The organism is Ferrimicrobium acidiphilum DSM 19497, assembly GCF_000949255.1.
In the GTDB taxonomy this organism is placed as follows: domain Bacteria; phylum Actinomycetota; class Acidimicrobiia; order Acidimicrobiales; family Acidimicrobiaceae; genus Ferrimicrobium; species Ferrimicrobium acidiphilum.
The window spans coordinates 24,561-35,744 of sequence record NZ_JXUW01000029.1 but is presented as its reverse complement, the minus strand read 5'-3'; the positions used below and the strand labels follow the sequence as shown (position 1 = coordinate 35,744).

Sequence of the window (11,184 nt, the reverse complement as noted above, 5' to 3'; positions counted from 1 at the left end):
CGTTCTGAGGGGCTGGACAAACTACTTCCGACATGGCGTATCCAAAGATAGCTTCGCCTACCTACACCAGTACACCTGGCTAAGGGTAGTGCACTGGCTACGGCGGAAATATCGCCGTGCGAACTGGGGGTGGTTGCGACGGCATTACCTGGCCAACGCCTGGATGCCCGAGCAAGACGGTGAAGTACTCTTTGACTGCAGGTCAGTCCAAGTGACCCGTTACCGCTATCGTGGTGCGGCAATCCCTTCACCGTGGGCGGGGATAGAGGAGAAGGCATCTTAGCCAGATGGCATGGGTTCGGGGAGAGCCGGATGCGGTGGAAGTCGCAAGTCCGGTTCGGAGGGCGGACCAGAGAAACCCACCAGCGGAAACGTTGGCAGGGCGCTCTGGTTCGACCCTACTTGGGAACCGAGGCCCTAGAGGAGGTACGCAAGGATCTCTGGCGGGAGATGAGAAAGCTTCCCTCTCCTACCTTTGCCCGTAAGTTCGCCGGGGCACGGTGGGCACTGTTGAAGAATCCAGGAACCCTAACCAAGCGTCAAGGACTAGCCCTCTTAGCTGTCAAACAACGAGGGGGAGCCCTATGGCGGGCTTATGAGATGAAGGAGTCCCTACGGGCGATCTTTGCTGGAGACCTCGAAATCGACGAGGTGAATGAGATGCTCGATCACTGGTGCAAGCGAGCCTCACGCTCACGACTATCGAGTTTCATCCGACTCTCAAAGACCATCCGAACTCATCGAGACGGGATACTTGCCTCCATCAGACTTGGGGTATCCAATGGGAGGGTCGAGGGACTCAACACCAAAGTTCGCTCCATCATTGCCCGCTCGTATGGGTTTCACTCCGCCAAGGCTACCCTGGCCCTGGTGATGCTAGCTTGTGGACCGATTGACTTAAAGTTACCCTATGAAAGGGCGAGTTTATCCACATGAATGTCAATAGAGCCATATTTCCAGCCAGGAAAACAGCAGAGGGCCCCGGGGTGATCCCGGAGCCCTCCTTACAGATCAGCTAAGCCTAACGGCGCCTGGTCAGCTTCTTTCTTGCGAAAAACCCATAGAGCACCGACAAAGCAAAGATACCTAGCGGGATAGCAAAAGTCATATCAGCGCCAGCCGTATAACCAGTTACACTTCCGAACATCATTCACCTCCCTTCAAGACCGCCCCCGTCTCACCTGGTTGACCTTAACAGAACGCCCAAAGCGCTGTACGGGAGCGATAAAACCTCCAACCGGCTCACGCTCCTCAGCCTCCAACCATAGTCGCATCTTTTGTGTACCGATCACGAACCAAGGAGCACCCCCCAGAATGACGAATATCGCGGCTGCAATCTGCTGTTCGGTCATCTGATGAAGCGCGGCGGCCGAACCGGCTAAGAACCCAAACCACGGACCCGACAACCCGAGCGAAACCCCTAGGGACATAACAACCATTGCAGAGGACCAGGCGATGATCACCTGTCTCACATGGGTTACCCTAGGACGCCCGTCTCCAGAGAGTAGATAGACCACTACTCCAGAGACTGCAGCCTCGACGTAGGTGAGAAGGGCCAACACAATCGGTTCACGGAGAGCGAGGCGTTCGAAACCTACCTGGAAACCAACCCAAAGCAGAATATCCTGCAACACCACGAGGCCCCATACCCACTGAAGTCCCAACACGGCGAATCGACCACGATCCTTGATGAGATCGACACCCCGTATTACCTCCTTAGAGAGTACGACCAGGATGAGCCAGAGCGATGCAACCACCAGCAAGAGCGAATGGAACCAGAGCGAACGAGCAGCGTAGTCGACCGCAAAGGGATCCATCAAGACGCCCAAGGCGACGATACTCAGACCAAGGCGACCCTTGATTCCACGAATACCACCAGCTTGACGGATGATGAGTCCACCCTTTAGAAGACACGAGAGCGAGAGGAGGCTAACGATCACAAATGAAAACATCTACCGACCACCTTCCTGCTCGCTCTCGTATTCACTACTCTTAACTCCGGTTCCTCAATCGCACGACCAACTAACTTCGAACTACTACTCCCAGTTAGTGCAGCACATAGAACAGGTACCAAGACAGAATCGACAGCAGCATAAAGAATATGCCATAAGCGCCAAAACCGTCGAGGTTAGCCCTGAAGTTCTCGGCGGCACGATGGGCCGAGACCCCGATACCACCGTCTGCACGATAGAAGCTATAGCTTCGAATAGCCCGCATCATCAACGTAAACACCCAATAGGCACTAAGACCTATACAGAGTGCATTGACCGGCGCGAAGGCGATGAACACACCAGCATAGCCACTGGCAGCTGGGGGAAATGGAAGCCGGGTGAGCTCCCAAATCTGTAGGCCAGTCGCGATCACGAGGAACAACACGTTGGCCGCAGTACCGACGATGAAGTCAGTACTGAAACCACGGCGCAATCTCCTCGATGCCATCAGTTGCATCGCCGTCCCAGCAACCACCAACAGCAGGATGGATAGCCCAATAATCTTCGATGCCGTCTGCCCATGAGGATCCCAAAGCCCATTCGAGTTCAGGGACCTCAAATAGAAGTATGCGAAATAGATACCACCGAAGGCAGCTGCAACGACCGGAATCAACGTACGAGAAGCCGTCCACAACGCCCCAAGCTGGGCATCGTGGTAGTACTGCTCCTCATCAATTACTGGCTGCGCGTCTGCTGACTGAACATCAGTAGCCACTATGCATCACCCCCAGTCACTACAGCGGCCTTATCACCGACCGGATTCAAGTCTGCCACCGGAGTATCATCACCGGTGCCATAACCGTACGGATCACGATGCACGACCGGAATCTTCTCGAAGTTGTCACGTGGTACTGGGTAGCCAACCTGCCACTCCAACCCACGCGACTCCCAAGGATTCGGCCCAGCAGGTGTCCTGGTCACGGCCAGCGACCACACCAGGTTGATCACGTACAGCAAAATACCGAAGCCGAGCACGTATGAAGATACAGAGACCCATTGGTTTAGGTGCTGTAGACGCACTGCGTACTCAAACACACGTCGAGGCTGTCCAAGCAGTCCAATCATGAACAACGGCAGGAAGGTCGAGTTGAAGGCCACGAAGATGATCCAGAAACTGATCTTCCCGAGCTTGTCGTTCAACCTAATACCGAAGATCAACGGCGTGTAGTAGTACACCCCGGCAAAGACCGCAAAGATCAGCTGCCCCATAATCGTAAAGTGGAAGTGCGCCATAACGAAGAAGCTTCCGTGCACCAGGGCATCCACAGGAACGTCTGAGTTGTAGACGCCAGTGACGCCACCCCAGAGGAAGTTCCAGAACACCGCCAGCAAGAAGAGCATCGGGACCTCGAAGCGGATCTTACCTCTCCAAACCGTACCCATAGCCACAAGGTATAGGAAACCGGTCGGGATAGAGATCAGCTCGGTGGTCAACATGAACAACGGTCGCATATCCGGATTCATACCGGACATGAACAGGTGATGTTGCCACACAAAGAAGCTCAATACCGCCACACCAATGAGTCCAGCAGTGGAGGTCTTTAGCGCAAACACAGGTTTACGAGCAAAGACCGGCAACAACTCAACGGTGAGTGCGAATCCAGGCAACGCTAGTAGGTAGACCTCTGGATGGCCAAAGAACCAGAACAGGTTCTCCCACAGGAACGAGCTACCGCCATGCCCTGCATAGAGCATCGCTGTGCGCACGCCTCTGTCGAGGCTCATTACATAGAGTCCATCTATTAGCACTGGTACCGACAACAGCATGGTGAAGGCGACCGTAATCATCCCCCATGCAAAGATCGGCATCCTAGACCAGCGCAGTCCGGGCGCACGATAGTTGATGATCGTGGCCACCATGTTGATGGAGGCACAAATCATCGAAAAGGCCATCAGTGCAAAGGCGACATCATAGTCGCTTTGACCCGGGCCCCCTTGAATCGACAGCGGGGCATAACCGGTCCAACCAGACTGGAAACCACCCTGCCACAGAGCAGACAGAAGGATCAAGAAGGACGGTACCGTAAACCAGAACGAGGCAGCCTCGAGCCGAGGGAAGGCCATCTTCTTCGACCCAATCATGAGTGGGATCAGGTAGTTACCGAATGGTCCCATGACGACAGATGTCATCATCATCATCATCATGGTGCCATGTTCGCCCACTATCTCGATGTAGGTATCCGGCGCCCAAATGTGGTTCACCGGAGAGAGCAGCTCGGTACGAATACCAAGCGCTAACAGTCCTGCAACGAGGAAGTAGAGCAGCATACCAAAAAGGTACTGAACTCCCACAACCTTGTGATCTGTCGAGTAGCTGAAATGCTCCCAGAACGTCCGCTTCTCGCTCTTCGGAGGATCGATAGGCTCGAGCCCTAGCAGCTTCTGAATCGGATAGTTGAAGGTACCAAGCCCCGCGAACCAGCCGACGCAACCGATGATCAACGAGAGGTAGATAGCCACCTCGTTTTGGGCACCACTGGCTACGATCGAATAGTTCGAAGCGATGGCGTTCCCGAGCCAATGGCCAAAGGCATAGCCGATTGCTCCACCAATGAGAGCAGTCAGCAGGTTACCCGTAAACCACGGCTTGGCGGCTTTGAGGCCCCGAGCCTCGAGATCGGTAGGAGCACCGACCCCGGCGGCTGGCGTCATGTCAATTGCCATTTACAAGCTCCTTCTAGTACGTCACCGCATGACCGTTTGGGTCATACGACGGATAGTAACCACCGCCAGCACCGGAGTACGACGGGGTGTAAGTAGTGGCAAACGGCGGGAGCAGCTTCGTTACCGAGGCATTCTTCGCCTCCATGTTCGAGGCCCAGCTATAAAAGGCCGACTTCGAGACGACGTGGCCGTAGTTATACATGGCACCATGCCAGATCCCGCATAGCTCATCGCAGCGAACGGTAAACCGTCCCAGCTGATTCGACGTCGTGGTGTAAGCCACGTTATTGACGTCTGGGTTGGCATCCGCCTTGACTCCAAGCTGGTAGGCCCAGAAGTCATGGATTACATCCAGAGAGGTCACATCGAACTGAACCGTGGTATTGGCTGGAAGGTTGATCGAGGTCGTCTCCATACCGCCAAACTGCGGCCACCGATAGGTAAAGCGCCACTGCTGGGCGATAACCTGCACGACCAACATGTGCTTCGCAGTTGGCTTCCAAATCGGCGACGGCCCTTCACCGGTACCAACGCCATTGCCATTGATCAACTCATAGGTACCGAAACCGGCCAAGAAGAGGACCAGTACGGCGGAGCCAACATACCAGATGCCCTGTACCTTGCGATTTCCTCGCAACGGGATACCGTCTCCGCGATCGGTCTTGGTCGCATGGAAGTTGATCAACGACCAGCCACCATAGACCCAGACCATCAACAACACCGGCGCCACCATGGCGGTGAGCACCTTGAAGTCGAACTGCTGGCTCGCGGCTGAGGTAGTCATATCGCCTGGCGGCATATGTGGTCCCCAGACGTAGAGAATCAACGCGACGGCGATGATCGAAAGAACTAGCCATATGGCAAAGATCTTCCAACCCGCCTTTTTCGCGTATTCCCTACGCTCGTTCATCTCCTCTTCGGTCATCGCCATCAGGCCACCACCTTCCAGAACCCAGCCATGTAGCCAGTCGATGCCATAGCACCGCCGTTACCATTCAAGAAACCAGCGCCGCAGGGCACGAAGCACTGCCAGCGATAGTTGTGTGGATGGTTACCTGTGTAGAAGGTAAAGCTCTCGGTGTTATGGGCATTATTAATAGTGCAAGGACCTGACTGGCAGAATGTCTTTTCTGTGCCTGACAGACCCCACATAGGTACCGAAAGATTTAACGCAGGAGCAACCATGGTGTGCGCAATGCCGTTGCCGGCTGCCGCATTCAGGAGGCTAACGGCCTTTCCATTCAGTACAGCATTATTGCCGACCGTGCCCGTGATCTTGCCCCAGTATGGGTTACGCAGCGGACCGCCGCTATCATACTCCAAGACAGTCACATGCACATAGGTCTTCTCAGGAACCTGGTACAACGTCGTGCGAACCCACTTACCCTGTGCGTCCTTAGCGTACCAGCCCACCCATGCCGGGTGAGGTCCTGTTCCAACTGCTCCATCAACCTGTAACGTCACGTCAACCGTATGTGGTTGCGTAGGAGAAGGCGTAAACACAACCGTTGGCGGATAGGTTCGCAGATACCCGAAGATACCAAACAAAATCAATCCAACAGCGACTGCGGCGGAGACAAGAACAATAGTTATTCTTGCGCCCTTATTCAACCTTCACCCCCTTTCTTAATCCCAAATTTCCCATATCCAACCTGGCACCCCCCTTCGGGGTTGCGGCTAGCAATCTCATCGATCCACTAGCCGGTTCCGGCAATCACTCACCGGAAACTTGACTCAATCAATCCGAGATATCCAATGCTCCAGCACACTCTTGCTCATCTGACCCTGAACCACACCGACAACCTTCCCACTAGATGCGACAAAGACCGTCGTCGGTAACCCAATAAGGAGATACTTGCCCTGAAGAGAGGCGTGATCGGTGACCACTGGATAGTCGACATGGTTTTTCGCGATGAACGCCAGAGCCTTGGTGGTTTCAGTATCGTTCTCATCGATGCCCAGGAAATCGACCTTATGCCCAAGACCTTGAGCGACAGAGGCCAACATCGGGGTCTCCGCCTGACACGCTGTGCACCAGGAGGCGAAGAAGTTGATCACCAGCGGATGGCCCACAAACTCCGACGGGGAGACCGAGCCTGAGGACGGCTTCGCATTCTGAGTAAGCTCTGGCAACGAGAAGTTCGGCACCGGTTTGCCAACCAACGGTGACTTTCCAGACTGAACCTGGGAGAGCGACCCAAGCGACGCAGACGCGGTCGTGGAGGTGGTATCAGACAGTGAGGCTGCATAGACCGCATACGCCACCACAACAATAACCGAAACCAGCAGCAGAAAAATCCACACCCTGGGCCCGAAGCGGGATATCCGCCTTCGATCGAGCGGCTCATGGACGGCCATCAGTGACCTCGCACCGCGACATCGACGGCCATCCCGATAAATAGCAGTGATAGATAAGTTATCGAGTAGGAGAACAGGCGCATAGCAACCTTGGGGGTCAGATCTCGATACAGCTTGAGCGCGTAACCGATAAACCCAGCATTTAAGGCGACAGCTGCAACTGCATACACCCAACCAAGGTGAGCGGCAAACCCAAGTGCGCCGGTAGTAATCGCTAACACAAACGTGTAGATCAGAATGTCTCGAGCGGAGCGCTTTCTGGTCGCGACTGAAGGAAGCATAGGAACTCCAGCGGCGCTGTAGTCATCAGAGTACCGGAACGCTAGTCCCCAAAAATGTGGCGGAGTCCAAATAAAGATGACAAGAAACATGAGCCAAGCCGCCAACGAAAGCGAATCGGTGACCGCCGCCCAGCCAACGAGCACAGGGACAGCGCCCGCAGCACCACCGATGACTATATTCTGCGAAGTTGAGCGCTTCAACCACATCGTGTAGATGAAGACGTAGAACAGCGCTGCCAAGAGGGCCAGCGAGGCCGATAGTACGTTGTCTCCAAACGAGAGCATTGCAAAAGCAACCGCCTCCAAGGCGATAGCGAAAATAAGCGCACCAGTGGGAGATACGGCTCCGGTCACAAGCGGCCGGTTCTTTGTGCGCTTCATGAGCGCGTCTATGTCGCGGTCATACCACATGTTGACAGCGTTAGCACCGCCTGCTGCCAACGTACCACCTGCGACGGTGATAACGATCGACCAGAGCGATGGCAATCCATGTTTAGCCACGACCATAGCTGGAACCGTGGTGATAAGCAATAGCTCGATAATTCGCGGCTTGGTAAGGCCAACGTAACCCTTGACGGTCTTTGTCCAGTCCCAATTGCCCTCAGACAACGGCAAGGTTCTCATCTAAACCTCATCCTCTTCGCGAATCCACACACACAGCCCCTGCAACACACTCAACACTCCACGAGGACACCCTTGGAACACCCTCAGCACACAGTAGAGTCTCTACCAATATGAATCAATCTAGCACACAGGGAGACGCCAGATGACGAAGCCAAGGAATTATTTGCATACGCAAACCTCTAATTCTCTGTCAATTCACAGTCAGTCCTCAGAGGACACCCTGACATCCAGCGGTGCTGCCCGTCTTGTCCGCCTCCGGAACCTCCTTGAGACTGTCCAGGCAGATCTCCTGTTCAGTGACCATTTACAGCTCATCCACTACCTCACTGGCTTCCGTGGATCCAACGGTTCTCTCCTCGTGAGCAGGCATCCAGGTGAATCACCCTATCTGTGTACAGATGGGCGCTACCTTGAACAGGCAGCTTTTCAAGCCAAGGAGCACGGTATCGATATATCAATCGACACTAGACCTATCCTGGGTCCAGACGGCATAATAACAACACATCGAAAACAGATGGTGATCGCTGTGGACATGAGTTCTCTCAACCTCACCAACTACTTGCAGCTTAAAGAGTCTGGCAAACCGCTGGTGGACGTGTCCGCATCGTTAGCTGACATGCGAGCCCACAAGGATGCTGCCGAGATCGCTGCTATTACCAAAGCCTCCACGGTGGCCGATCGAGCTATCACACAGACTCTCAGCCACCTAAAGGACTCACCGACGGAGCTTGAGCTTGCCGGTTGGTTCGAGTATTACGTACGCGAGTGTGGTGCAGAAGGCGTATCGTTCCCAACCATCATCGCCTCCGGATCGCGCACCTCGCTTCCACACGCCCAGCCAACTCGGCAACGCATCGTCGCCCCTACGCCGATGGTCATCGACTTTGGCGCCATGGTTGACGGCTACTGTTCGGACTCGACAAGATCGTTCTACTTCGGAGAACCTCCGACTAACTATCAACGGACCTACGAGATAGTGACGGCGGCAAAGGCTGCAGGTGTGGCACAGCTCCGACCAGGCAACACCGTTCATGCCGTCGAGCGGGCCACTCGTGACTATCTCCGGGCCCACAAAGTTGAGGAGTACCTCCTACATGGCGTGGGACACGGTGTGGGGCTCGAGATCCACGAGTATCCATTCACTGCATCGGCTATCGACGTCGCCGTCGAGCCCGACATGTGCATTACTGTTGAACCCGGCCTCTACTATGCGCACGACTTTGGGATCCGACTCGAAGATCTCTACCTGACTACGGCCGCGACACCGATATCGCTCACCAACTCGTCGGGCGAGGGAGTGTCCTTCGGCTGAATCCGCAGCCCGGCAACTAGAATGAGGGGACGGTCGCTCTCACCCCAGACCTAACATTCGCAGCCAGCCAAAATGAGGAGTAATCTATGTCGGTCTCAACCACTACCAACGATCTTAAGAATGGAATGACCCTTGAGATCTCCGATGGGCTTTTTACCGTCGTTGAATTCCAACATGTCAAGCCAGGCAAGGGCGGTGCTTTTGTGCGCACCAAGCTTAAAAACCTGCGTACCGGGGCCGTGATCGACCGGACCTATCGTGCGGATGAGAAGATCGAGCAAGCGATCATCGAAAAACGAGAGATGCAGTATCTCTACAACGACGGCATCGACTACATCTTCATGGATTCGCAAACCTACGAGCAGCTAAACGTTCCCGAATCAGCTCTCGGGACAGCCAAGAACTTCCTGATCGAGAATGCGACTGCGACAATCTCGACCTATGAGGGCACGATCGTCGGGGTCGAGCTGCCTGCCGCCGTAGAACTCACGATCACCGCCACGGAACCTGGTCTCCAAGGAGACAGAGTCTCTGGAGCCCGAAAGCCGGCCACGCTGGAGACTGGACATGTCCTACAGGTTCCCCTCTTTGTCAATCAGGGAGATCGCATCAAGGTAGATACCAGAAGCGGCGACTACCTAACTCGTGCCTAAATCAATGACCCAGCACCGCTCACACGTTGACGCGATCGAACATTCACGAGTCCTGCGAGAGCAAGTGATCAGCCTTCTCTATGAATCGCTGTTACGCAAGGTCCGACCAATGGAGGCACTCGGGGACAAGGCGCGCTCCTATCCGGCGTTTGTGACCGAGCGAATCGAAGCGATCGACCAGCAGCAGGCGATCATAGAGGCGACGATCAGTGAGAACCTCTACGATTGGAGCCTTCAGCGCCTCAACCCTGTCGATCGCTCCATTCTGACGCTAGCGGTATGGGAGCTAAGCTTCAAGCCAGATCTCCCGACATCAGTGATCATCTCGGAGGCTATTAGGCTCGCCGACCTCCTCTCAACCGAGGAGTCACCAAAGTTCTTGAACGGAGTGCTCGCGGCGGTCGCCAATCAATGTCGCACCAAGGCCCCCGTGGTGCCCTCTTAGCACTCGTTCCTACTTCGGAACGCGAACTTTATTAGAGCTGTGCTCGAACAAAGGAGGGCATGGCCGTCATCGGGCTCAGCTTCACGGTCTGGGGAGAGAGGCCGAGCTGTGCGGACACCTTGCTAAGGTCAGAGTTCACAGAGCCCAGCAGCAAATCCATGTTGTGGATGCGCGTGCTGAGGTTGCGAATCGCAGCCTGATTGTTCGGCTGAGTCAAAAGGGTCTCAGAGTCGGCCAAGATCCCCGCCGCTCCCGGGTATGCCCAAGCGTAGAGATTGTGGGCTACTGGGGTTAGGTTGAATTTATTCAGGTCATTAGGTGGCGAGAGTGTTGCCAAGTTGTAGAGGTCTGAGTTGACAGCCAGGGTGCAGTAAGCCTCGTCCTGTTGGAGAATCGTAGTAGCGGTGCTCAACTGTTTAGTATCACCGCCATGGATACGAGCCAAAGCATGATAGCCGTCCTGCAGCGCTACCTGACAACCGAGAACATCGGTACGCATTGAGACCACGAAGGACTTAAAATCAGCCTGCTGCTGGGTCTTGGTAATTTTGTTTGGATAGACGATGACTAATTCGATAATGACTGCGACAACGATCACCGCCGCCACCCACAACAGTCGACGTCTACGCCTCTTAGGGGTCTCATCCTGAAGGGTGTAGTCAGCTCTATTACGCGGTCTCGACGACACAGCTCTCCTTTAGTAGATCCCAATCATTTGGGACACCGCCAACAACCCTCAATGACACAAACCTTGGGCTGCCGGGGTCCATATCTGCCTCGTCATGAGTCGGGGAACCCTCGCACCATCCTAATCCGGACTGGAAGGTTATCTGGATACATACGACCGATACCCAGC

The 11,184-nt window shown here is 54.8% G+C and carries 14 protein-coding genes; 5 read left to right on the top strand and 9 right to left on the bottom strand.

Translation table 11 applies throughout. The features are described from left to right. Both FEAC_RS14855 and FEAC_RS11750 read left to right on the top strand, forming a co-directional pair. A partial coding sequence (locus tag FEAC_RS14855; RefSeq protein ID WP_201773905.1) for a group II intron maturase-specific domain-containing protein occupies nucleotides 1–283 on the top strand: 283 nt, incomplete at its 5' end. 29 nt (nucleotides 284–312) lie between these two features. Further along, nucleotides 313–936 carry a transposase gene (locus FEAC_RS11750; protein WP_052566321.1) on the top strand — a complete coding sequence of 208 codons (624 nt, stop codon included), beginning with the start codon at nucleotides 313–315 and terminating at the stop codon, nucleotides 934–936. Nucleotides 937–1,021: 85 nt separating this feature from the next. On the opposite strand, the gene FEAC_RS16140 is transcribed toward FEAC_RS11750, so the two are convergent. The 8 genes from FEAC_RS16140 to FEAC_RS11715 form a co-directional block, all read right to left on the bottom strand. Beyond that, the gene (locus FEAC_RS16140; RefSeq protein WP_269078278.1) at nucleotides 1,022–1,150 is read right to left on the bottom strand and encodes a hypothetical protein; all 129 of its coding nucleotides are present in this window, start codon (nucleotides 1,148–1,150) and stop codon (nucleotides 1,022–1,024) included. A gap of 10 nt (nucleotides 1,151–1,160) precedes the next feature. Continuing rightward, on the bottom strand, nucleotides 1,161–1,952 hold the full coding sequence (locus tag FEAC_RS11745; protein ID WP_035390399.1) for a hypothetical protein: 792 nt from the start codon (nucleotides 1,950–1,952) through the stop codon (nucleotides 1,161–1,163). A 94-nt stretch (nucleotides 1,953–2,046) separates the two neighbouring features. Next, nucleotides 2,047–2,706 carry a hypothetical protein gene (locus FEAC_RS11740; RefSeq protein ID WP_035390397.1) on the bottom strand — a complete coding sequence of 220 codons (660 nt, stop codon included), beginning with the start codon at nucleotides 2,704–2,706 and terminating at the stop codon, nucleotides 2,047–2,049. Further along, entirely contained in the window at nucleotides 2,706–4,655 is a 1,950-nt protein-coding gene (locus FEAC_RS11735) for a cytochrome c oxidase subunit I (protein WP_052566320.1), read from the bottom strand. Before FEAC_RS11735 ends, FEAC_RS11740 begins: the two co-directional genes overlap by 1 nt. 13 nt (nucleotides 4,656–4,668) lie before the next feature. Beyond that, the gene (locus tag FEAC_RS11730) at nucleotides 4,669–5,586 is read right to left on the bottom strand and encodes a cytochrome c oxidase subunit II (RefSeq protein WP_052566319.1); all 918 of its coding nucleotides are present in this window, start codon (nucleotides 5,584–5,586) and stop codon (nucleotides 4,669–4,671) included. Continuing rightward, a complete protein-coding gene (locus FEAC_RS11725) occupies nucleotides 5,586–6,266 on the bottom strand; it encodes a hypothetical protein (protein WP_035390395.1) in 681 nt (226 codons plus the stop codon). The genes FEAC_RS11730 and FEAC_RS11725 overlap by 1 nt, the downstream gene beginning before the upstream one ends. 123 nt (nucleotides 6,267–6,389) lie before the next feature. Then, nucleotides 6,390–7,013 carry a TlpA family protein disulfide reductase gene (locus FEAC_RS11720; RefSeq protein ID WP_052566318.1) on the bottom strand — a complete coding sequence of 208 codons (624 nt, stop codon included), beginning with the start codon at nucleotides 7,011–7,013 and terminating at the stop codon, nucleotides 6,390–6,392. After that, on the bottom strand, nucleotides 7,013–7,918 hold the full coding sequence (locus FEAC_RS11715) for a heme o synthase (RefSeq protein ID WP_035390391.1): 906 nt from the start codon (nucleotides 7,916–7,918) through the stop codon (nucleotides 7,013–7,015). The genes FEAC_RS11720 and FEAC_RS11715 overlap by 1 nt, the downstream gene beginning before the upstream one ends. 142 nt (nucleotides 7,919–8,060) lie before the next feature. Between FEAC_RS11715 and FEAC_RS11710 the strand changes: the two genes are divergently transcribed. From FEAC_RS11710 to nusB, 3 genes are all read left to right on the top strand, one after another. After that, nucleotides 8,061–9,230, top strand: coding sequence for a M24 family metallopeptidase (locus FEAC_RS11710; protein ID WP_081901169.1), 1,170 nt, complete (start codon nucleotides 8,061–8,063; stop codon nucleotides 9,228–9,230). Nucleotides 9,231–9,316: 86 nt separating this feature from the next. Then, complete coding sequence (efp, locus tag FEAC_RS11705) at nucleotides 9,317–9,883, top strand: elongation factor P (protein ID WP_035390387.1); 567 nt, start codon at nucleotides 9,317–9,319, stop codon at nucleotides 9,881–9,883. 4 nt (nucleotides 9,884–9,887) lie between these two features. Beyond that, on the top strand, nucleotides 9,888–10,328 hold the full coding sequence (nusB, locus tag FEAC_RS11700) for a transcription antitermination factor NusB (RefSeq protein WP_152623226.1): 441 nt from the start codon (nucleotides 9,888–9,890) through the stop codon (nucleotides 10,326–10,328). A 31-nt stretch (nucleotides 10,329–10,359) separates the two neighbouring features. Here nusB and FEAC_RS11695 read toward each other — a convergent pair whose 3' ends face one another. After that, complete coding sequence (locus tag FEAC_RS11695; RefSeq protein WP_035390385.1) at nucleotides 10,360–11,016, bottom strand: hypothetical protein; 657 nt, start codon at nucleotides 11,014–11,016, stop codon at nucleotides 10,360–10,362. Nucleotides 11,017–11,184 lie beyond the last annotated feature (168 nt).